The sequence below is a fragment of the Desulforamulus profundi genome, assembly GCF_002607855.1.
The window spans coordinates 1-22,637 of record NZ_AWQQ01000044.1; the positions used below are offsets into that span (position 1 = coordinate 1).

15 protein-coding genes, 5 tRNA genes and 8 pseudogenes are annotated in these 22,637 nt (G+C 51.9%); 2 read left to right on the top strand and 26 right to left on the bottom strand.

Annotation, left to right across the window (positions count from 1 at the left end):
• The 15 genes and pseudogenes from P378_RS06780 to gltX all read right to left on the bottom strand — a co-directional run.
• Positions 1-198, bottom strand: a 198-nt coding sequence (locus P378_RS06780) for a GTP-binding protein (RefSeq protein WP_238472981.1), incomplete at its 3' end; no start/stop codon positions are given.
• Between the two features lie 214 nt (positions 199-412).
• Positions 413-489, bottom strand: a tRNA-Met gene (locus P378_RS06785).
• 9 nt (positions 490-498) lie between these two features.
• Positions 499-574, bottom strand: a tRNA-Thr gene (locus tag P378_RS06790).
• 3 nt (positions 575-577) lie between these two features.
• Positions 578-653: transfer RNA gene (locus tag P378_RS06795), tRNA-Met, on the bottom strand.
• An 80-nt stretch (positions 654-733) separates the two neighbouring features.
• Positions 734-819: transfer RNA gene (locus tag P378_RS06800), tRNA-Tyr, on the bottom strand.
• 10 nt (positions 820-829) lie between these two features.
• Positions 830-905 (bottom strand) — tRNA-Thr (locus tag P378_RS06805).
• A 173-nt stretch (positions 906-1,078) separates the two neighbouring features.
• A complete protein-coding gene (sigH, locus tag P378_RS06810; protein WP_099082719.1) occupies positions 1,079-1,729 on the bottom strand; it encodes an RNA polymerase sporulation sigma factor SigH in 651 nt (216 codons plus the stop codon).
• A 283-nt stretch (positions 1,730-2,012) separates the two neighbouring features.
• Complete coding sequence (locus tag P378_RS06815; protein ID WP_099082720.1) at positions 2,013-2,525, bottom strand: NYN domain-containing protein; 513 nt, start codon at positions 2,523-2,525, stop codon at positions 2,013-2,015.
• Positions 2,526-2,534: 9 nt separating this feature from the next.
• On the bottom strand, positions 2,535-3,266 hold the full coding sequence (gene rlmB / locus P378_RS06820; RefSeq protein ID WP_099082721.1) for a 23S rRNA (guanosine(2251)-2'-O)-methyltransferase RlmB: 732 nt from the start codon (positions 3,264-3,266) through the stop codon (positions 2,535-2,537).
• A gap of 41 nt (positions 3,267-3,307) precedes the next feature.
• Positions 3,308-3,463 carry a DNA repair protein gene (locus P378_RS06825; protein WP_099082722.1) on the bottom strand — a complete coding sequence of 52 codons (156 nt, stop codon included), beginning with the start codon at positions 3,461-3,463 and terminating at the stop codon, positions 3,308-3,310.
• A gap of 19 nt (positions 3,464-3,482) precedes the next feature.
• Positions 3,483-4,220: an FAD-dependent thymidylate synthase gene (gene thyX / locus P378_RS06830; protein ID WP_099082723.1), complete on the bottom strand. Its 738-nt coding sequence runs from the start codon at positions 4,218-4,220 to the stop codon at positions 3,483-3,485.
• Positions 4,221-4,425: 205 nt separating this feature from the next.
• Positions 4,426-4,841, bottom strand: a pseudogene (locus P378_RS06835) (Mini-ribonuclease 3).
• Positions 4,841-6,301, bottom strand: coding sequence for a cysteine--tRNA ligase (gene cysS / locus P378_RS06840; RefSeq protein WP_238472984.1), 1,461 nt, complete (start codon positions 6,299-6,301; stop codon positions 4,841-4,843). The pseudogene P378_RS06835 and the gene cysS overlap by 1 nt, the downstream one beginning before the upstream one ends.
• 243 nt (positions 6,302-6,544) lie before the next feature.
• Positions 6,545-6,994: pseudogene (cysE, locus tag P378_RS21250) on the bottom strand (serine O-acetyltransferase); the annotation flags it as partial.
• Positions 6,995-7,248: 254 nt separating this feature from the next.
• Positions 7,249-8,696: pseudogene (gltX, locus tag P378_RS06845) on the bottom strand (glutamate--tRNA ligase).
• A 250-nt stretch (positions 8,697-8,946) separates the two neighbouring features.
• On the opposite strand from gltX, the gene P378_RS06850 reads away from it, so the two are divergent.
• Positions 8,947-9,282, top strand: a complete 336-nt coding sequence (locus P378_RS06850; RefSeq protein WP_099082725.1) for a hypothetical protein — start codon at positions 8,947-8,949, stop codon at positions 9,280-9,282.
• A gap of 76 nt (positions 9,283-9,358) precedes the next feature.
• Here P378_RS06850 and P378_RS06855 read toward each other — a convergent pair whose 3' ends face one another.
• The 5 genes and pseudogenes from P378_RS06855 to P378_RS06875 all read right to left on the bottom strand — a co-directional run bounded on the left by P378_RS06855 (position 9,359) and on the right by P378_RS06875 (position 14,125).
• On the bottom strand, positions 9,359-11,047 hold the full coding sequence (locus P378_RS06855; protein WP_099082726.1) for a glutamine--tRNA ligase/YqeY domain fusion protein: 1,689 nt from the start codon (positions 11,045-11,047) through the stop codon (positions 9,359-9,361).
• Between the two features lie 142 nt (positions 11,048-11,189).
• Positions 11,190-11,665: pseudogene (gene ispF / locus P378_RS06860) on the bottom strand (2-C-methyl-D-erythritol 2,4-cyclodiphosphate synthase).
• Positions 11,666-11,681: 16 nt separating this feature from the next.
• Positions 11,682-12,358: pseudogene (gene ispD, locus P378_RS06865) on the bottom strand (2-C-methyl-D-erythritol 4-phosphate cytidylyltransferase).
• Positions 12,351-13,493 (bottom strand): PIN/TRAM domain-containing protein, encoded by a 1,143-nt coding sequence (locus P378_RS06870; protein ID WP_099082727.1) that lies wholly within the window; start codon positions 13,491-13,493, stop codon positions 12,351-12,353. Before P378_RS06870 ends, ispD begins: the two are co-directional and overlap by 8 nt.
• Before the next feature lie 155 nt (positions 13,494-13,648).
• Entirely contained in the window at positions 13,649-14,125 is a 477-nt protein-coding gene (locus P378_RS06875; protein ID WP_099082728.1) for a CarD family transcriptional regulator, read from the bottom strand.
• A gap of 189 nt (positions 14,126-14,314) precedes the next feature.
• On the opposite strand from P378_RS06875, the gene P378_RS06880 reads away from it, so the two are divergent.
• Positions 14,315-14,710, top strand: a complete 396-nt coding sequence (locus P378_RS06880) for a nucleoside triphosphate pyrophosphohydrolase family protein (RefSeq protein WP_099082729.1) — start codon at positions 14,315-14,317, stop codon at positions 14,708-14,710.
• Positions 14,711-14,766: 56 nt separating this feature from the next.
• Here P378_RS06880 and disA read toward each other — a convergent pair whose 3' ends face one another.
• From disA to P378_RS06910, 6 genes and pseudogenes are all read right to left on the bottom strand, one after another.
• Complete coding sequence (disA, locus tag P378_RS06885) at positions 14,767-15,855, bottom strand: DNA integrity scanning diadenylate cyclase DisA (protein ID WP_099082730.1); 1,089 nt, start codon at positions 15,853-15,855, stop codon at positions 14,767-14,769.
• Positions 15,856-15,866: 11 nt separating this feature from the next.
• The gene (radA, locus tag P378_RS06890) at positions 15,867-17,219 is read right to left on the bottom strand and encodes a DNA repair protein RadA (RefSeq protein WP_099082731.1); all 1,353 of its coding nucleotides are present in this window, start codon (positions 17,217-17,219) and stop codon (positions 15,867-15,869) included.
• Positions 17,220-17,759: 540 nt separating this feature from the next.
• Positions 17,760-20,200, bottom strand: a pseudogene (locus P378_RS06895) (ATP-dependent Clp protease ATP-binding subunit).
• Between the two features lie 11 nt (positions 20,201-20,211).
• Positions 20,212-21,284 (bottom strand): annotated as a pseudogene (locus tag P378_RS06900) (protein arginine kinase).
• Positions 21,285-21,297: 13 nt separating this feature from the next.
• Positions 21,298-21,810 carry a UvrB/UvrC motif-containing protein gene (locus tag P378_RS06905; protein WP_099082732.1) on the bottom strand — a complete coding sequence of 171 codons (513 nt, stop codon included), beginning with the start codon at positions 21,808-21,810 and terminating at the stop codon, positions 21,298-21,300.
• Between the two features lie 21 nt (positions 21,811-21,831).
• A pseudogene (locus P378_RS06910) lies at positions 21,832-22,295 on the bottom strand (CtsR family transcriptional regulator).
• Between the last annotated feature and the right edge of the window lie 342 nt (positions 22,296-22,637).

Below are 22,637 nucleotides of genomic sequence, written 5' to 3' on the forward strand. Positions count from 1 at the left end.
GGCGGTGTTAATGGTAATACCGCGTTCACGCTCTTCGGGAGCGTTGTCGATTTCATCATAACGCTTAACGGCAGCGCCGCCGGTGGTGGACAAAACAACGGTGATGGCAGCGGTCAGAGTGGTTTTGCCGTGGTCAACGTGACCGATGGTGCCGATGTTTACGTGGGGTTTAGTACGCTCAAATTTAGCCTTAGCCATGAGTTAAATTCTCCTCCTCCGTTATTAAGGAATTTAGCAGAGATTTCATTCATCTCTAAAGTTATTTCCATTATTAAGCACTGTTTATACCTTTTAACCTAAATCCAATGCTTCATTCGATAAGAAACAAAAAATTCCTTCTTTTTTCTGGTATGAATTTGAGGGCTGTTGGCTGTTAAAAAGCAAAAGGCCAGTCCTTTAGGACTGGCTGTAATGGTAGCGGCGACTGGATTTGAACCAGTGACCCCACGGGTATGAACCGAGTGCTCTGACCAGCTGAGCTACGCCGCCATAGTTACCTGGAGCTGCTAACCGGGATTGAACCGGTGACCTTATCCTTACCAAGGATACGCTCTACCTACTGAGCTATAGCAGCATTTGGTTGCGGGAGAGGGACTTGAACCCTCGACCTTCGGGTTATGAGCCCGACGAGCTACCAACTGCTCTATCCCGCGTCAGCAATAATTATTATATCACAGACGGCTCATCTTAAGCAAGATGTTTTGCTTTAGAAATGTCGTCCGTGGTGATAATCTGGTGGAGGGAGAAGGATTCGAACCTTCGAAGTCGTCTGACGGCAGATTTACAGTCTGCTCCCTTTGGCCGCTCGGGAATCCCTCCATAATAACATTGGAGCCGACGATGGGACTCGAACCCGCAACCTGCTGATTACAAGTCAGCTGCTCTACCAATTGAGCTACGCCGGCACCGAACATTGATTATAATAGCAGATGTCAAAACCACTGTCAACACCCGCAAAGATGTATTGTTTGGAAATGTTAGAGATTTTTAACTTTAAATTTTTTTATCCTTAAATAAAGGTAAAACGTGTTTGGATGTAGTATTTATCTTTATAGATTTTTGGTTGACTGGTTGGAACCTAAGCTTCCCTTTTTTCCAAGTACCGTTCCAGTTTGCGTTTTACCCGCTGCAAGGCATTGTCAATGGACTTTACATGCCGGTTTAGATCTTCGGCAATTTCCTGGTAGGACTTGCCTTCCAGGTAAGACATCAGTACTTTCCACTCCAGGGAACTTAATATTTCGCCCATTTTCTCTTCGATGTCATCAAACTCTTCCCGGCTGATGATAAGTTCCTCGGGATCGGTGATTTTGGAACCGGAGATTACATCCAGCAGGGTGCGGTCTGAATCCTCATCATAAATGGGTTTGTTTAATGATACGTAAGAGTTTAACGGGATATGCTTTTGCCTGGTTGCCGTTTTAATGGCTGTAATAATCTGCCGGGTGATGCACAGTTCCGCAAAGGCGCGAAAAGAAGAAAGCTTGTCCATTCGAAAGTCCCGAATGGCTTTGTAAAGACCGATCATGCCTTCCTGAATGATATCTTCCCGGTCGGCCCCTATCAGGAAGTAGGAGCGGGCCTTTGCACGCACAAAGTTCTTATATTTATTGATTAAGTACTCCAGCGCTGCGTCGTCGCCCTCACGCGCAAACTCAACGACATCCTCATCTACCATAATATGATATCCGCCGGAAACTTCCCTTTGTGCATTTGAATTCAAAACCATCGCCCCCGCTTTCTTATCTCTGGGAAACCGCAAAACAGCCAGAAAAGCATGGCTACGTTATCCCTTCCGGGTACGCACCAAACCTTATCCAAAGGCAGAAACCCCCAAAAGGGTACGCTTTTCTTCCATCTGTTAATTTCAAAAGACGTTTACGTCTTGCCATGACACCCGGGGTCTGATACACCCATTCTTTAAAAGCAGTTAACTGCTTAAGTTACATGACTAATTATAGCTTATGTTAAAAAGGCTCGTCAAGGCAAAATAAATCCAACCCTGACGGACTTTAGTTCTTTCTCCGGCGCCATTTTTCCAGTACTCTCCGAATATCCTCGGGCAGCTTGTCTTCCAAATACCCCTCGGTGGGATTGGGTTTGTTAAACTCCTCCTGCCCCCGCTTGTTTACCTTCATCACCTGGACTCGAAACTCCTTCGGCGTTAAACGGTAGGCCCCCCGGCCAAAGATAATGCGCTGCTCATCCCAATCGGAGGTCACCACGTAAACCGTTCCCTGTTTCCCCAGGTCTCCAACAATTCTTTCAATTAACGAGTCAGCAGTTTCTCCTTCCTGGGTATAAAACACCTCAATGCCATGGATCATTTCACGGTGCTCCACGCCTCGTTTAACGAGGTGGGCATCAAATACCACCTTGACAGTGCTCCCGTCAAAGCCGGCAAAGTTGGCCAGGATACCAATGAGCTTGTCCCTGCAGTGGTCCAGCCCGTTGTCGATCATCCCTTCAAATTCCGGCCAGGCATGAATGATGTTATACCCGTCCACCACATAAAATTCCTGCATGGACCAACCCTACCCTCTCTGGCGTACCACCTCATACACCAATAATGCAGCTGCCACCGAGGCATTGAGTGACCCAACGCGGCCCGCCATGGGCAAGCGCACCAGCATATCACACCTCTCTTTAATCAGCCTGCCAATTCCTTTTCCTTCACCGCCAATGACCAGCAGCAGTGGACCGGTGAGTTTTGCCTTCCAATGGATTTGCGGGCCTTCCATATCTGCCCCCACAACCCAAATTCCCTGGTTCTTTAACTGCCGAATGGTTTGATCCAGGTTGGTTACCCGAGCCACCGGAACATATTCCACCGCACCCGCCGAGGCCTTGGCCACGGTAGAGGTCAGGGCCACCGACCTTCTCTGGGGGATGATCACGCCATGGGCGCCTGCGGCATCCACCGTGCGCAGAATAGCCCCCAGGTTATGGGGATCGTTGATTTCATCCAGCATCACGATGAAGGGGTCTTCTCCCCTGGCTCTGGCTGTCTCTAAAATGTCTTCCACTTCCACGTATTCTTTGGCCGCGGCGTAAGCTACCACACCCTGGTGGGGGGCTCCCGGGTTTAATTTATCCAGGTGAGCCCGGTCAACCATTTGCACCGGGATATTTCTCTCCCTGGCCAACATGATAATCTCGGATAGGGGACCGGTGCCGGTTCCCTTTGCCATGACCACTTTATTGATGGGACGTCCTGCACGGAGGGCCTCCCGTACCGGGTTTCTCCCGGCAATGATTTCACTCATTCTCTCTTCCTCCATATTTTTCTGCGTTTAAGCTGCGTTTTTTACAACATGCTTTTAAGCCAATAGGTGACACCCAAACCGGCCAGGGCCGCCACCATACCTGCGATCAATAAGTTTTTACGGCGGGTTACCACACCAACGACTCCCAAAATAAGTGCTGCACCCCACAAAAAGAGAATGATTAAAGGGGTTATCATGGACCTTCACACTCCGGTTTTAATTTATCCCGTATCTTTTACGAACTTCCGTCCTCTGACCACAGCTGAGCTTGCCTTCCGGGCAGGGTCCGGTCAGACATTCAGGCCCGGCATCCGTAAAAAGAACCGGGGCCACTGCCTTAGCCAACTGTAACATTTCTTCCGCCAGCCTGCGGATTTCCCACTGGGCCCTCTGGCAGCAGCGCAGGGTAAAGAAGTGTCTTAATTCCCTGGCATTCATGGTGACGACAATCTTGGTTTCCGCTGCATTGGGCAAAACGAACCGGGCGTCTTCATAGGCTCCCCGGCCGCCACCCAGCTTGGCCACCCAGCCGTCATACCATTTTTGTATTTGTGCCATCTGTTCTTCAAATTCAGCCACTGCTTCCGGCCCCAACCCGGCAATGGTCTCGGGAATAATATATTCAAAGGTTCCCTGGGCGTTTAGCTCCCGGGTCTCTCCCACATACCGCTGGGACTTCACGCTGAAGCTGGCAATTCTATGCCTGGTGATTTGGGCCAGCAGGCTCCGGGAAACGCCTTCTATGCCAAAGGTAAAGGAGACGTGTTCAACGGCACTGTAATGGCCCATGTCCAGCAGTTTTTTAACAAAGGCCTGCTGGTCGTTTTCCGCCACATTTTCAGCCAGGTCGTCTATTTTTGCCGGTGAGTAGCATAACCTGGCGGCCATGGCCACCAACTTTTCGGGGTTCGGCGTATGCTCCAGCAGACGAACCTTTAGTTTAGTCTTACCCACTTTAATCTTCTCTCCCAAAACATTTTTAGCTGTTTGCTATTCGCTGTTGGCCCTTAGCCTAACGGGGTCTAGTTGCCAGACTTATAAGCACTACTCCGGGGTCCCGTTAACTGGACCCGAAAGGAATACCTTACAGACCAACAACAGGGCCCGAGAGCACTACCCTTAAGACAAACAGCAAGCTCATCTTCTATAATTTATCTTGTTAACCTTCTCTACTTATTACTTCAATAGCAAAATCAACAATCTCCCCCACCCTGTCCTGCTTCCCCTGTAGATACAGGTAACCGATCAGGGCCTCCAGGGCGGTGGCGTGACGGTATTCCACAATGTCAGCGCCCCTGGGGGGCGTGCCGGACTTGGCGTTGCGGCCCCGGCGGACAACCGCCATCTCTTGTTCGGACAGCTGGTCCTCCAGGGCAAAGAGCGCTTTGGCCTGGGCGCCGGCTCGAACATATTTGACGGCTTCCCGGTGGAGCTGGTTTACTTTAATGAATCCTTGTCCCACCAGGAACTCCCGGATGGCCAGTTCGTAGACGGCATCCCCACATAGGCCAGGACCAGGCTGGGGAATTCTTCGGGCTTTTTGTTTTTTGCCGGTTCAATCATAAGTTTAAACATTACCCCTGCTTTTTCCAACGGACGCCCTGGGGTGTATCTTCCAGGATAACCCCTAGTTCCTTCAAACCGTCACGGATGGTGTCGGCGGTGGCCCAATCTTTTTTGCTGCGGGCCTCCTGGCGGATCTTAATAATCAGTTGGACCAGACCTTCGGTCAGTTTATCGTCTGCACCTGCTGCATCAAGGATCAACCTGCCGGTCATTTTGTCTTCCTTTAAAATACCCAGCACACTGTTAAAGTCTTTGATCAAGGCATGTGCTTTATCTATCAGTTTTTTGACTTCCGGGGTCACTTTGCCGTCCAGTTTGCCCACAAAGATATTGACTTCTTTGGCCAGTTCAAAGAACACCGAGACAGCCAGGGCGGTGTTAAAGTCGTCATCCATGGCCCTTTCAAATTCCAACCGGAGGGAAGTCAGTTTTTCCTCCAGATTGTCGGCGACAGGCTTTGCTCCTTCTTCATAAACCGGCAGTTCCATGGCTTCGTAAAGCAAGCGAATGGCGGTTTTAATACGGTCCAATCCTTTGCCTGCCACCACAAGTTTTTCATCATCAAAGTCCAGGGGACTGCGGTAGTGGGTGGAAAGCAAATACCAGCGGACCACATCCGGCGGGAATTTGGCCAAAATCTCTCTGACTAAAAAGAAGTTCCCCAGGGACTTGGACATTTTTTCTTGATTGACGGTGATAAACCCGTTATGCATCCAGTAGCGGGCAAATGGCTGCCCGCAGGCGGCTTCGGATTGGGCAATTTCATTTTCGTGGTGAGGGAAGATTAAATCATAACCTCCCCCGTGAATGTCAAAGCCGCTGCCCAAATACTTTTCGGCCATGGCTGAACACTCGATGTGCCAGCCCGGACGTCCCGGTCCCCAGGGACTGTCCCAGCTGGGTTCGCCCGGCTTGGCCGCTTTCCACAGGGCAAAGTCCATGGGGTCCTTCTTCCTGGGGTCCACCTCCACCCTGGCTCCGGCCTGCATGTCCTCAAGACTCCGGCCCGACAGTTTACCGTATGGGGGGAAACTGCGTACAGCAAAATAAACGTTCCCGTCAACAGCGTAGGCATTGCCCTGCGCTTCCAGTTTCTTGATCAGGTCAATGATTTCTTGAATATGTTCGGAAACCTTGGGATGAGTGTCCGCCCGCAGGACATTCAGGGCATCGGCATCCACAAAAAATTCCCGGATATATTTTTGAGCCAACTCCAGCGGGTCCATCTTTTCCTCACGGGCCCGGTTGATGATTTTATCATCAACATCGGTAAAGTTTTGCACAAAATTCACCTGATAATTTTTATAAAGAAAATACCTGCGGACGGTATCAAAAAACACCAGCGGCCGGGCATTGCCAAGATGAATAAAGTTATAGGTCGTGGGTCCGCAAACGTACATGCTGACTTGTCCCTTGTCTTTGGGAATAAACTCTTCCTTTGTTTTGGTCAGGGTATTATAGATTTGCATTATTCTTTCTTTGCCCCCTCCGCTTGATCTCTTAATCTGCAGCATTCCTGTTCTACTTCTTTCAATTTTCCGCTCAAGCCGGTCGACGGTGGCCTGCATTTGACTTAACATATCGGCAATGGGGTCGGGCATCTGGTCATGACGCAAATCGGGCACATAGGCAGCTCCCACCTTTTGACCGTCCCGGATGACGATTCTGCCGGGAACTCCCACCACGGTACAGTTGGGCGGCACCGCCTTAAGAACCACCGATCCGGCACCGATCTTTACATTGTCACCCACCGTGAAGGACCCCAGTACTTTCGCACCGGAACTGATGACCACGTTGTTGCCGATGGTGGGGTGTCGTTTGCCCTTTTCTTTTCCGGTACCGCCGAGGGTAACTCCCTGGTAGATGGTCACATTATCGCCGATCTCGGCGGTTTCCCCAATGACCACCCCGGACCCGTGGTCGATAAAAAGGCCTTCACCGATTTTGGCTCCCGGGTGGATTTCAATGCCGGTGAGAAACCTGGATATCTGCGATATAAACCGGGCCGTCACAAAAAATTTCTTTTTATACAAGGCATGGGCCAGCCGGTGAAAAAGGATTGCGTGCAGGCCCGGATAGCACAACAGGACCTCCAGGGTGCTTTTGGCTGCCGGGTCACGTTCAAATACGGCATGAATTTCTTTCTTAATCCGGGCAAACACGGGCTGACCCTCCTTCTATCTCAAATTACTTCAACCTATAGCTAATATGTTGCTTTACACCAGGTTAGTATCTTTTTCTCTCGCCCTTCGCCTTAAAGGTATTCCTGTGAGGTCCAGTTGTTAGCCTAACGGGTCATCCAAGTGGGTCAAGTTCTTGCAACGCCTTACTTTAGTGCCTACTATAAGCAGGACCCAAAAAGTATACCCAAAAGGCTAGCAACAGGACCCTAAAGAATGCAGAATAAGTCTAAAAACTACCCCATAGCAGCTTCCAGCCTGGCGATGGTGCGTTCCTTACCTATAACAGGTATAATCTGGTGCAGCTCCGGCCCGTGGGTTCTGCCGGTAATGGCTACCCGGAGGGGCTGGAAGATGAATTTACCCTTTAGTCCGGTTTGTTTACCGACAGCTTTAATCAGGCCTTTGACGGACTCCTCTGTTAATTCCGGCGCTTCTGAGAATAACTCAATAGCCGCTTTCATAACCACTGGCATCTGCTCCCAAGTCTGAACATCCCTGGCATCTTCCTCGACGGCAGTCACCTCGTCCAGGAAGAAGATGTCCACATGTTGGGTGATTTCCTGCATATAAGAAATGTAATTTCTGGCGATGGCCACCACCTGTTCCAACCAGGCCAGTTTCTCAGCAGCCGGTTCTCTTTCCAGGTACCCGGCTTCTATTAAATAGGGAACGGCCAGTTGGGTCAGCCGGTCCACAGGCTCTGGCGAATGTAATGGCCATTCAGCCAGTTCAATTTGTCGATGTCGAACACGGCGGGGTTCTTGGCCACCCGGTCCAAAGAAAACTGCTCTACAATTTCCTGCAGGCTGAAGATTTCCTCCTCGCCGCCCGGGGACCAGCCCAGCAAGGCCAAAAAGTTCACCAGGGCTTCGGGCAAGTAGCCTAAATTTTGGTATTGCTCGATGGAGGTGGCGCCGTGGCGTTTGCTCATTTTGGTGCGGTCTTTGCCCAGAATCAATGAAATGTGGGCAAATTCCGGTTTCTGCCAGCCAAGGGCATCATAAATCAGGATTTGCCTGGGGGTGTTGGAGAGGTGTTCCTCCGCCCGGACCACGTGGGTGATGTTCATCGCATGGTCGTCCGCCACCACCGCAAAATTATAGGTGGGAATACTGTCGGACTTCATGATGATGAAATCACCGATGCCGTTGCTGTCAAACTCAACCAGGCCCCGCACGTGGTCGTGGATGGTAATCATTTGATTTTCCGGCACCTTAAATCGCAGAACGGGCTTCCGGCCCTCGGCTTCAAAGTTCGCTTTATCTTCCGCACAGAGATTACGGCAGCGTCCCAGGTAACGGGGCAGCTCTCCCCGGGCCATCAGCGCTTCCCGCTCGGCGGCCAGTTCCTCTTCACTGCAGTAACAGAGATAAGCATGACCGGTTTCCAGCAGCTTGCGAGCCAGTTCCCGGTAGATTTCCAAACGCTCGGTCTGGCGGTAGGGGCCGTTGGGACCCCCCACTTCAATTCCCTCATCCCAATCAATGCCCAGCCAGCGAAGAGCATTTAGGATGTTTTGTTCGGATTCCCTGGAGGATCTTTCGAGATCGGTATCTTCAATGCGTACCAAAAACTGACCGCCCTGGTTGCGTGCAAACAGCCAGTTAAATAATGCCGACCTGGCTCCTCCGATATGTAAAGGCCCCGTGGGACTTGGGGCGAACCTAACCCGTACTGACAAAAAACTTCCTCCTCTATATTGAATTTTTGTTGACCTCTCAGATGGATATTATACCATCTTTGTGTAAAGGCACACAACTTTTTGCAGCTTCGCTACATTTTGTCGGCAGTTTTGTGTTCTTTTTTATTGTTGAATTATATATTATGATGAAGAATTTTGTGAATTTAGTTTCAAGTTTAGCAGGGGAATTTTAAGTTTCGGCGAATAAATTAAATAATTATTCTTTACATTTAGGAGGGAGCTTTTTCGCATGACCACTCCAAAATTGACCGACTTGATTGACGAGTATAACGAAATTAAGGGAGCCGTCAGCTTTAAACCCGATTATAAAAGGCTTACCGATAAAAATCTGGAACAGGTGGTTTTCTGTGATAAAATTGTGGGGAAGTCCCACTTTTCTGTGGTGCGCAACCAGGACTTTGAGATTATTTTCACCCGCAAAATGGGTGAAAAAGTGTACCAGTCCAGGCTGGATCTCAACACGTACCAACCTCTTTACGACACCCGTCTTCTTTTAAACTGGGGGCCGGATTACTGTGAAATCCGCTGGGATTTTAAACCGGGCTGCTGCGATTTTTCGTTCTAAGTGAATAATCTAGTCAAATGAAAGGCCCTTCCCGTTACGGGAGGGGTCTCTTATTGTTAATCTTACTTTGCTCTTTTTACAACGATTTATTCTGTGCCTTGGCCCAGGAATCCTTGAGGGACACAATGCGGTTAAAGACCAGGGAGCCGTTGGCTGTATCCGGATCCACACAGAAATAGCCCTGCCTCAGGAACTGGTAGCGGCTTCCCGGCGCTGCGTTGGCCAGGCTGGGTTCCACCAGGGAGGCCAGCACTTCCAGCGAGTTGGGGTTGATATTTTGTTTGAAATCGGTATCCTTTTCATCTTCCGGATTGGCTTTGGCAAAGAGGTGATCGTACAGGCGCACTTCCGCTTTGACGGCGTGGTCAGCGGCAACCCAGTGCAGGGTTCCCTTTACTTTGCGGGTTTCGGTGGACATGCCGCTCTTGGTGACCGGGTCGTAGGTGCAGCGCAGTTCGATGATTTCACCGGTTTGCTCATCCTTGATCACTTGCTCACATTTAATAATATAGGCGTGTTTTAACCTTACTTCCTGGCCGGGTGCCAGGCGGAAAAATTTTTTCGGCGGGTCTTCCATAAAATCTTCCCGTTCGATGTAGAGCACCCGGGAAAAGGGGATCTTGCGGGAACCCAGTTCGGGGTTTTCCTGGTTGTATGCCGCCTCCAGCCACTCCACCTGGTCTGCCGAATAGTTCTCAATCACCAGTTTCAGGGGGCGGAGTACCGCCATCACCCGGGGAGCTTTAAAGTTTAAGTCCTCCCGGATACAGTGCTCCAGCATGGCGATATCCACCGTGCTGACCGCCTTGGCCACACCGATGCGTTCACAGAAATCCCGGATGGACTCCGGTGTGTAACCGCGCCTGCGCAGGCCGGAAATGGTGGGCATGCGCGGGTCGTTCCAGCCCTTTACATATCCTTCTTCCACCAGTTGCCGCAGTTTCCGCTTGCTCATCACGGTGTGGCTGAGATTGAGCCGGGCAAATTCGATTTGCTGCGGGCGGGACCGGAAGCCCCCGTCGACATTCTCAATGGCCCAGTCGTACAACGGGCGGTGGTCTTCAAATTCGCAGGTGCAGATGGAGTGGGTGATGCCTTCGATGGCGTCCGAAAGGGGGTGGGCATAGTCGTACATGGGGTAAATACACCACTTGTCCCCCGTGCGGTGATGGCTTGTCCTTTGAATCCGGTAGAGCACGGGGTCCCGCATGTTTAAATTGGGGGAGGCCATATCGATTTTGGCCCGCAGCACCCGGGAGCCGTCCGGAAATTCGCCCGCCTTCATACGCTGGAACAAATCCAGGTTTTCTTCAACGGAACGATTGCGGTAGGGGCTGTCTTTGCCGGGTTGGGTCAACGTGCCCCGGTATTTGCGAATTTCCTCTGCGCTCAGGTCATCCACATAGGCCTTGCCGGCTTTGATTAGCATCACAGCAAACTCGTATAACCGGTCAAAATAGTCCGAGGCGTAAAACAGCCGGTCGTCCCAATCGTAACCAAGCCATTTTACATCTTCTTGTATGGATTCGACGTATTCAACGTCTTCTTTGCTGGGGTTGGTATCGTCAAACCGCAGGTTGCAAAGGCCGCCGTATTCCTGGGCGATGCCAAAATTTAAACAAATGGACTTGGCATGTCCGATATGCAGGTAACCGTTCGGTTCGGGCGGAAACCGGGTATGGACCCACCCCTGGTTCTTTCCTTCTTCCAAATCCTTGTCAATGATATCATGGATAAAACTGGTCAGCTTGGCGTTCATTTTCATGACTCCCTCTACATTTTTATGGAATGGCAAAGCACGTCATAAAATGTTTATTTTTCCACAGATTATCCAAAAATCCTTTTTCTTATAAGCAAAAGCTTTTGGAATCCCAAGCATTTCTCCAAGTAAACGGTCTTTCCGGTGCTCATACAGATCTTTGAAGGGTGCACACGGCGTAGGCGCCAATTCCTTCGCCCCGGCCCGCAAAGCCAGGTGTTCGGTGGTGGTGGCCTTTACATTGACGGCTCCCAGGTTCACCCCCAATACCTGTGCAAGGTTTTCCCGCATGCTCTGGATATAAGGGGCCAACTTGGGGGCCTGGGCCACTACCACCGCGTCGAGGTTATGTATTGTATAATTCTCCGCAGAAATTTTATCCTTCACCTCTGCCAGCAGCTTTAAACTGGAAATGCCTTTGTAACGGGGGTCGCTGTCCGGGAAATGCCTGCCGATGTCCCCCAGGGCAGCGGCGCCTAAAAGGGCGTCCATGATGGCATGGATGAGGACATCTGCGTCCGAATGTCCCAGCAGCCCGCGTTCGTAGGGAATGGTCACGCCTCCCAGGATCAATTGACGCCCGGGCACCAGCTTATGTACGTCATACCCGATGCCAACTCGCACTATCCCTTCCTCCTTCTTAAAAAGCTTCGGCCAACACCAGGTCCTCCGGCGTGGTGATCTTTATATTTTCATAGCTGCCGGGCACCAGCTTTACCGGCTGCCCCAGGGCTTCCACCAGGCACAGTCATCGGTGGCAAAATTCCCCGTCTCTCTGGCCGCCCGGTGAGCTTTCATAATCAGTTGATAACGGAAAACCTGGGGTGTCTGCACCGCCCACAGCCGTTCCCGGGGAGGCGTGTTCAACACCAGACCCCGGTCGTCCACTACTTTGATGGTGTCTTTAACGGGCACTGCCAGAGCCGCCGCTCCGGTGGCCCTGGCTTCCCGGATGACCAGGCTGATTTCTCCGGGCTGTACCAGGGGCCTGGCCCCGTCATGAATAACTGCCAGTTCTGTCGTACCGGGCAGGGCTGCCAGACCGTTATAAACAGAAGTTTGGCGGTGGTCGCCACCGGGCACCACCGCCATGATCTTGCGATATTCCTTGCCGCATAAAACTCTCTCTTCACACAGGTCCTCTTCACCAGGCGCCACCACCAGGACAACGCCTGTGATGTCCGGGCATTCTTCCAGGACCCCGAGGGTGTGCGCTAAGATTGGTTTATCCATCAAGTCTAGATATTGTTTTTTTATATTCGTTCCCATGCGGCTTCCCACACCGGCGGCGGGAATCACCGCCATCACGTTACCCAATTGCATTCACTCCACTTACAACATGGCCGGCTGCTTCCGCCCGCTTGTCGGAATTTTTGGGTTTGGCAAAGATCATGCGTCCTGCTGCGGTCTGCAGCACACTGGTGACCAGCACACTGATGGTTTGGCCAATGTAGCGTTTGCCCCCGTCCACCACAATCATGGTACCGTCATCCAGATAAGCAACGCCCTGACCCATTTCCTTGCCATCCTTGACGACCGTAACGGTCATCTCTTCACCGGGCAGCACCACCGGTTTAATGGCATTGGCCAATTCATTGATGTTGAGCACTTTTACGCCCTGTAATTCCGCTACTTTGTTTAAGTTATAATCGTTGGTGATGATTTTGGCGCCAAGCTTCTGGCCCAGTTTGACCAGCTTGGCATCCACTTCCGGTATATCGTCCAAACCTTTGGTGTTTTCATAAATCTGTACTTTAATGTCGGTGGATTTTTTCATGGCATTCAGGATATCCAATCCCCGGCGGCCCCTGTTTCTCTTCAGCAGGTCCGCTGAATCTGCGATGTGCCTCAGTTCATCCACCACAAAAACCGGTACCAGCAGTACCCCTTCCACAAAGCCGCTTTGACAAAGCTCCGCAATCCGCCCGTCAATGATGACACTGGTGTCTAAAAGTTTCACCTGATTTGCCTTTGTCTCTGTCTTAGCAATTTTTTCTTTACCAAAGCGCGGCAGGCTGGAAAACAAAGAAAGGATTTCCTCTCTTTTCTTCACTGCCACCGACAGGCCCAGGTAGCCCAATAAAAAGGTGCTCACCAGCCAAATGGCTTTACCCACGGGGCCCATCGTCGATAAAATAGAACCCAATAAATTTGCAATTATAAGTCCAAAAATAAGTCCAAGGGAACCCATAATTAAGTCCTGGGTGGGGGTCTTCACCATGTATTGATCCACGACCGTCGTCAGCGAAAGGCCGCCTTTAATGATCCAGGGCGCGCTGATAACCCCGACTAAAACGCCCAGCAATGCTCCCAGGGCAATCACCCCAAGTTCCAATTGCGGCAATGTAGACGGCACGGTGACGAGCCTGTTGGTAACAATATAAAGCCCTACCCAAAACCCCATACTGCCAAACAACAAGATAATCAAACCGTAGATGGTTTTCCGAATCACTTTTGTCACCTCCTTTCACTGGTAAAAATTTCATTTTTGTACTGTTGTAATTATACGTTAACCGCTTTTTTCATTCAATAACAAAAAAGGGCGAATTTTGCAGCACCCGAACAATGGCTTTATTTACTTTTAAAAAAATAACCGGAGTGGATTGTTTAGGCAAAGACGCCGTCAATCAGGGAGCGGGCCTTCTCTTCTTCCAACTCGGCCGCCAAAACAAGTTCACTGATCAGAATCTGCCGGGCGTTTTCCAGCATTTTGCGTTCCCCGGAAGATAAACCCTTTTCTTTATCCCTGGTGAGGAGATTGCGTACCACCTCGGCCACCTCGTAGATATCACCGCTTTTTATCTTTTCCAAATTGGCGCGATACCGCCGGTTCCAGTTGGTGGACATGACGGATGTCTGTCCCTGGAGCACACCCATCACTGTAGGCACTTCTTCCCGGTCGATAATGCCTCGCAATCCAACATCATTGCAGTTGCTGATGGGGATCATCACTTTCATGTCACCTATGGGGAGTCGTAAGATATAGTACTGTCGCTTTTCGCCCAGGACTTCTTTTTCTTCAATGGCCTCGATGACTCCGGCTCCGTGCATTGGATATACGACTTTGTCGCCAATTTTGAACAAGGCCAATCCCTCCCAAGTTATGTTATGAACATTATAGCACAAAATGCCTTGACTGTCAAAAAACATATATTTTAGCATAGGGCCAGAACCCTGTCAATAACCATTTTGTGACATAATGGTCCGTTTGACAAAGCCCCTTCCGCATAGCTATAATTGCTGTAACGGAGAGTAAAAGGAGTGGTCCGGCGGATGAAAGATTTGCTTTGTGATCAGTTTCAAAATACCGTTTCTGAAATGATGCTTTGCCACAGGAGCATTTTAGAGATACTGTCCAAGGTACAGGAATCCGGTGCGCGGGTTCAGCGCTCCGTTGTACATTCTGTGACATCCTGTGGCTGCCAGAAAATTGTTGCCAATAAAAGGTCTTTGCCCAAGGAAGCGACCCTCTTGGATTTAAAAAATCTGTTTGATTCCCATCTTTCCGGCACACTGTGCGATAATTGTCGCGACAGTATCGAGAATGAAATCGGTCGTTCTTTGTTTTATATGGCGGCCCTCTGCAATTTGCTGGATTTAAACCTGTACGACATCTTCATTAAGGAGCATAAACAGTTGGAAATTTTAAGGGAATATAATCTGACATAAGTTTTCTTTATGGCCAAAAACCAATACGAAGAGGCGTGGTTATTCCGACCACGCCTTTATGATTGAATTTTATAGCGGTCCTGCAGTAGCATTTCCCCGTACCGGGTAAGCCCTTCTTTGATGGACCTGGCCCGAACTTCCCCGATTCCTTCCACCTCGTCCAGTTCCTCTATGGAGGCGGCAAGAATGGTGCGCAGGTATTTAAAGGTGGCTACCAGGTTTTCAATAACCGGCAGTGGCAGCCTGGGAATTTTGCGTAACGCCCGGTACCCCCGGGGGGATACACTTTGATCCAGGATGCTGGCGCTACCGGGATATCCCAGGGCCCTGGCGATAAGCACCAAATCCAGCAGGTCCTCGGCAGGCCAGCTGCCGATGACTTTGAGGATGCTTTCCGGGGTTTTTTCCCCCAGGGTGGTGGCATAGTCCTGAATAATTAAAAGACCGTCTTCCTCCACATTGACCACCAGTTCCTCCATCTGCATGGCGATGAGCCGCCCCTCTGTTCCCAGTTCACTGATGTAACGCTCGATTTCTTTCTTAACCCGCAAAACCATCTCGATTCTTTGAATGGCTCTGGTCACATCGAACAGAGTGACAACTTCCTGCAGTTCCATCATTGATAATTCGTTAATCACCCGGTCAGATACCGAGCGGTATTTTTCCAATGTTTGTACCGCCTGGTTGGCCTTGGCCAAAATAACCCCGATATCTCGCAAGAAATACTTGATGGTTCCTTTGTAAATCGTAATGACGCCCCTGCGTTGGGAAATGGAGATCACCGGGACATCACATTGTTTGGCCACCCGCTCGGCGGTTCGATGTCGGATACCGGTTTCACTGGAAGGAATGATTAAGTCTGGAATCAGCTGTGTGTTGGCGGCAATGATTCTCCGGGTATCTTCGCTTAAAATAATGGCGCCGTCCATCTTGGCCAACTCATAGAGACCTGCCGGAGTGAAGTCGGCATTAATGGCAAAACCGCCCTCCGCCAGTTCCATCACCTCCGGGCTGTCGCCCACAACAATCAAAGCCCCTGTTTTGGCCCGCAAAATATTTTCCAACCCTTCCCGCAAAGAGGTTCCCGGGGCCACCAGTCTTAATAGTTTTAGTAATTTATCTTCAATTTTTTCGTCTTTTACCACGTTTCCACCCCTTACCGCCCAATGGCGGCCTCCACTGCCTCTTGAAGTGATTGTACCCCAATATACTCTATTATACCCAATGCTGCCGCTTGTTTGTCCACAGGTGGGCCGATACAACGTTTAAATCCTAATTTCGCCGCTTCCTGCAGGCGTTTATCCATACCGGCAACAGTCCGGATCTCACCGGTCAGCCCCACTTCCCCCGCCAGCACCAGACGGTCCTGCACCGGCGTCTCCTTGAAGCTGGAAGCGACGGCCAGTGCAATGGCCAAATCCGCCGCCGGCTCATCCAATTTTACGCCGCCCACGGCGCTGACATAGGCTTCATGGGCGGAGAGCCGCAGCCCCACCCGCCGTTCCAGCACCGCCATAATGAGGGCCACCCGGTTGTAGTCCACCCCGGAGGTCATTCTTCTGGGGGCGCCAAAGCCACTGGGACAAACCAGCGCCTGTATTTCCACCAGCAACGGGCGAGTACCCTCAAGACTTGGCACCACCGTAGAACCGGCCACCGGTTGTTCCCGCTGATTTAAAAACAATTCCGAAGGGTTGGTCACCTCTGCCAATCCCGCTCCACGCATCTCGAAAATTCCCAGCTCATTGGTGGACCCGAAACGGTTTTTCACCGTCCGCAGGATACGGTAGGTCTGGTGCCGGTCTCCTTCGAAATACAGGACGGTGTCCACCATATGTTCCAGCACCCTTGGCCCCGCCAATGTCCCTTCTTTGGTTACGTGGCCCACCACGAAAACAGGAATCCCCTTCCCTTTGGCCAACCTCATCAGCAGGCCGGTGCATTCCCGCACCTGGGAGACGCTGCCTGGAGCGGAGGCAACATCCGGGTGGTAGACCGTCTGTATGGAATCCAAGATAACCGCCAGAGGGGCTGTTTCTTTGATCACCTTCTCCACCACCGCCATGTCGGTCTCCGCCATCAGCAGCAACTCGGGGTGGAGGGCGCCGGTCCGTTCCGCTCTCATTTTGATCTGCCGCACGGATTCTTCCCCGGAGACATACAAAACCTTTCCTGCGCTACCGGCCATGGCGGAGGCCGCCTGCAGGAGCAGGGTCGATTTGCCGATGCCCGGGTCCCCGCCAACCAAAACAAGGGAACCGGAAACCAGCCCGCCTCCCAACACTCTGTTCAATTCCGCAAGTCCGGTGGAGTATCTTTCCTCCTCTGCGGTGGTAATCTCTGTTACCGGCACAGGCCCGCCGCCGGCAATCCCCCGGGCCGGCTTCTGCTGCACCACCGTGGTTTCTTCCACCAGGGAATTCCACTCCCCGCAGCCGGGGCAGCGGCCCATCCACCTGGCAGTTTGGTGACCACAACTTTGACAAGCGTAGGTCGTCTTATTCCGCAACAAATGAACCTCCGTTATGACATATCTATGGTATATCTAAGTATATCTACAAACTTTTCGTATTTTTCCCCATGGCCTGACATTCGCTGCCCCTTATGTAAATTCCTGCCTCTCACAAGAAATATATTCCACAAAATGTAAATCATTAACCAGTTACCTGTTAAATTTGCGTAAAAAGAGACGGCTTTTGGGGACTGCTTCTAAGTAAGGTGGTGGGACTTCCGTTATCCACCGCTTGCTCCCATGCTCCGCACCGGCAGTCTCGTCCTCGTAGAGGGCACTACGACTCGCTACGGGCGAAATTGAGGTCGCCTTAGACTCGTCCTTGGCTCGGCTAAGGCTGGCGCGGACGTCCTGTCCGCGCCCCCCAATTTCACCCTCCGCTCGTCAAGTGTACCTAAAGGCACAAGACTGTTACCGGTGCTCCGCAAGTCGCTCGCTATGGATAACGGAAGTCCCGTGCTGATCCGTAATGTTTACATTCTATAATAGACTATTAGGTTTCCCCTTTTCCATCATCTTTCTCTGTTACCATTCTTATTAGCTCGCCTTCCGCACAGCGATTTCCCCGTCCTGGGCATCGATGAGGACCTGGTCGCCCTTGCTGAAGGTGCCCTTGATCAGTTCTTCGGACAGGCGGTCCTCCACCTGGCGCTGGATTTCCCGGCGCAGGGGGCGGGCGCCGTATTCCTCGCTGTAGCCTACCTCGGCCAGCTTATCTTTGGACGCCTCCGTGAAGGTGAGGTAGACTTCATGTTCTTCCATGCGCTTAGCCACTTCCTTCAGCATCAGGCTGACAATCTCCTTGATATGCTCGCGGGTTAAGGAGTGGAAGACAATGTTCTCGTCGATACGGTTTAAAAATTCCGGACGGAAGGTGCGCTTCAGGGCCTCTTCCGAACGTTCCTTCATTTTTTCATATTCCGCTGCTGCCTGGTCCGCGTTGGCGGCGAAACCGACTCGGCCCACCGTCTTGAGGTTGGATAATCCGACGTTGGAGGTCATAATGATGACGGTGTTGCGGAAATCCACCACACGGCCCCTAGAGTCGGTGAGGCGCCCGTCCTCCAGTACCTGGAGCAGGATGTTGAAGACATCCGGGTGGGCCTTTTCAATTTCATCCAGCAGCACCACCGAATAGGGCTTTCTTCTGACGGCCTCGGTCAGTTGGCCCCCTTCATCGTAGCCCACATAGCCGGGAGGCGCGCCCACCAGGCGGGACACCGCGTGTTTTTCCATGTATTCCGACATATCGATGCGGACCATGGCTTCCTCGTCCCCAAACAGGGCCTCGGCCAGCGCCCTGGCCAGTTCGGTTTTGCCGACACCGGTGGGGCCAAGGAAGATAAAGGAACCCACCGGACGCTTGGGATCTTTCAGTCCGGCCCGGGCACGGCGCACGGCGCGGGAAACGGCCTTTACGGCGTCGTTCTGGCCCACCACCCGCTGGTGCAATACAGCTTCCAGGTTCAGCAGTCTTTCGGACTCCTCCTGGGCCAGTTTTTTCACCGGCACGCCGGTCCAACTGGCGACGATATGGGCGATGTCTTCTTCGGTGACCACCAGGTTGTCGCCGCCCTTGGCGTGGTTCCAGTTCTCTCTGGCCTGGTTCAGCTCGCCCAGGATGGTTTGTTCACGGTCCCTGAATTCCGCAGCTTTTTCAAACTCCTGGTTATTGATGGCCGCTTCCTTTTCCTTGCGAATTTCTTCCAGCACCTTTTCTTTGTCTTTTAAATCCGGCGGAGCGGTAAAGGCCTTGATGCGGACCCGGGAAGCGGATTCGTCCACCAGGTCAATGGCTTTGTCCGGTAAAAACCGGTCGGTGATATAGCGGTCGGACAGTTTGGCAGCCGCGTCCAGGGCCTCGTCGGTGATGCGCACCTTATGGTGTGCTTCGTATTTGTCCCGGATGCCTTTGAGAATCTCAAGAGTCTCCTCCACCGTGGGTTCATCCACCTGAATGGGCTGGAACCTTCTCTCCAGGGCGGGATCCTTTTCGATATACTTGCGGTATTCGTCCAGGGTGGTGGCCCCGATGGTCTGAATTTCCCCTCGGGCCAGGGCCGGCTTCAGGATGTTGGCGGCATCAATGGCCCCTTCGGCAGCCCCGGCGCCGATCAAGGTGTGCAGTTCATCAATGAAAACAATGATGTTGCCGGCCTGCCGGATCTCCTCCATAACCTTTTTCAGGCGGTCTTCAAATTCACCCCGGTATTTGGTGCCGGCCACCATCCCCGCCAGGTCGAGGGTGACCACCCGGCGGTTCAACAAGATCTCCGGCACATTACCGCTGATAATCCGCTGGGCCAGGCCCTCGGCAATGGCTGTTTTGCCCACGCCGGGTTCCCCGATCAAAACCGGGTTGTTTTTGGTGCGGCGGGAAAGCACCTGGATGACCCGCTCAATTTCTTTGGCCCTGCCCACCACCGGGTCTAGTTTATCTTCCCTGGCCAGGCGGGTCAGGTCCCGGCTGAACTGGTCCAGGCTGGCGGTCTTGCAGCCGTCGCCGGGGCAGCCGTGGCCGCCCGAGGCTGCCCGCCTCCCGGAGCACCGCCCAGCATGTTGATAACCTGCTGGCGGGCCCGCTCCAAATCCGCGCCCAGGGCGATTAGAACCTGGGCTGCCACGCCTTCGCCCTCCCGGATCAGGCCCAGCAGCAGGTGCTCGGTGCCCACGTAGTTGTGGCCCAGCTGGCGGGACTCCTCCACCGCCAGCTCCAGCACCCTTTTGGCCCGGGGAGTAGGCGGAATGTCCGCCGGCACCGGCTGGTTGCCGGTCTCCACCATCTGTTCCACCGCTGTTTTTACTTTATCGGCGCTGACATTCATCTGCTCCAGGACCCTGGCGGCAATTCCTTCCCCTTCCCGGATCAGTCCCAGCAAAATGTGTTCGGTGCCAATGTAGGGATATTTTAACCTGCGAGCCTCTTCCTGGGCCAACACCAATACTTTTCGTGCTCTCTCGGTAAATCTCTGAAACATCGGTTTCCCTCCTATCCGTTCGGCAGAGAATTAAGTCTCTCTCGAATTAAGGTTGCTCTGTAGATATCTCTTTGATACGGATTTAACTCCGTTCCCTTCAGTTTGTTTAAAAAGGCCGGCCGGGTCATGATAATTAATTCCATGATCAGTCCCGCCGGGATGTCCGGAATGATCCCCAGGTCGACCCCCAGCCTCAGGTCCGACAAAAGGGCCATGGCATCGCTGGAGGCCATGGTTCTGGCATATTTGAGCAGGCCGTAGGCCCGCCAAACCCGGTCCTCGATTTGATGCTGCTGATCTTTGTACAGCGCCCGGCGGGCTGTTCTCTCCTGGGTCACCAGCTGCATGGCCACCATAATCAGGTTGTCAATGATTTCTTCCTCGGTCAGCCCCAGGGTCACCTGGTTGGACACCTGAAATAAGTTCCCCGTGGCCTGGGTCCCTTCACCATACAATCCCCGGACCGTTAAGCCCAGCTTGGATAAAGTGATCAGAACGGCGTTAATTTGCTGGGTCAACACCAGGGCCGGCAGGTGCAGCATCACCGATGCCCGCAGCCCGGTGCCCACGTTGGTGGGGCAGGATGTCAGGTAGCCCTGTTCCTCGGCAAAGGCGAAATCCAGCGTCTGCTCCAGCCCGTCATCCACGGCGTTGGCCAGATCCCAGCATTCCTTAAGTTGTAAACCGGGCAGCAGGCACTGGATTCTCAGGTGGTCTTCCTCGTTGACCATAATGCTGATGACCTCATCGTTCCGAAGGACAACTCCCCTTTTTTCGGGCTGTTCCAGCAAATCCGGCTGATCAGGTGTTTCTCCACTAGTATTTGTCTTTCCGTGGGCGACAATTCGGTCATGCGGCATATTTCCAGTTTCCCGACGGTCTCCTGCATGCCCTTTTGGTGAATGGCCGTTTGCACAGCGTAGAGGATCTTGTCTGCATTTTCAGGGCCCAGTAAATGGGGGAAGGGATAACCAACCAAGTTTCTGGCCAGCCTGACTCTGCTGCTGATAATGACATCACTTTCCGGTCCCGAAGCATCCAGCCATTTGCTGTAGGGACTGTTTACGGTTTCCTTTAAGGACATCCCTCTTCACCCCCTATTGAATCTGCTGCTCCAGCTCTTTGATGCGGTCGCGAATTTTGGCAGCCTTTTCAAACTCCTCTTGTTTCACCGCATCCTGGAGCTGGCCCTTTAGAATGCGAATTTCTTTGGAAATTAATGCTTTGCCGCCGGTCCTCCTGGGCACTTTGCCCGTATGGGCACTGCTGCCGTGAATTTTTTTCAACAGGGGCTGCACCCGGTCCCCAAACTGGATGTAGCATTCACTGCAGCCAAACAACCCGCTTTTCGCCACCTGCGCCTCGGAGGCGCCGCATTTATCACAGCGGATCTGGGGCAGCGCATTGGGCTTTATATTGGCGCCGGTAAAATGGTGGTTGATTAAACCGGCCAAAAAGTCATGCAGGTTCAATTGGGGTGCAAAACCAAAACTTTCTGCCTGAAGTTCCCCCGCACAGGTAGGACACAGATGCATTTGTTTTTTGGTATTATTAATGATCTGCGTAAAATGAACCTGGGCCGGTCTTTTCTGACAACGATCACAAAGCATGGGTCCTAAGCCTCCTTCATCTCAGCTCTCCCGGAATACCGCCGCTAACATCGCCCTGAGAAGCTGGGCCCGCAAGTTGTCCCGCCAGGGTAAATCCACCCGCAGGTGTTGCGGTCCATGGCGGCCCGGAAAATGCGGGCTTCCCTGGCCGTAATAAAATCTTCCTCAGCCAGTCTTTTAATAATTTTCTCTGCCTGGGATTGATTAATGTCGTCTCCCACCAAGCGGTAAATTTGTACAGCCGGGTCGTCATGTTGATCCAGGGGAATCCTGACGATTCGGATATACCCCCCGCCCCCGCGCCGGCTTTCTACCACGTAGCCGCTGTCGGTGGTGAACCGGGTGGACAGTACATAATTGATTTGGGACGGAACGCACTTAAACCGGGCTGCCAACTCATTTCGCTGCAGGTCTACATAGTCGTAAGGGCTGTCCTGAAGCAACTTTTTGATATGACGTTCGATTAACTCGGATATATTTGCCATAACAACCACCCCCTTACATGAATAAAAACAAAATCGATTCTGGGAACCCTGTGTTTTTTAAAATGTTAGACCGGAGGATTCTTTTATTTGACCTTGCCTAACCTTAACATTATCTCACCTGACGCGAAATATCAAACCTGCATAATCATTAGTATTGCTGTTTTTTCTTACTTTTTAAGTTGTTTTCTAATGGTTTTTTTAGATTTTCACAATTTCAATGCTATATAACTCGTTAGTTTGTTTAGCCCGTGCTTTTGACGATAAAGAAATGCCGCCGGTCAATCTTTCAAAACCTGCGGCATCTTTTTTAAAACCCTTCTACTCCCCGGTGTCTCGAGCATG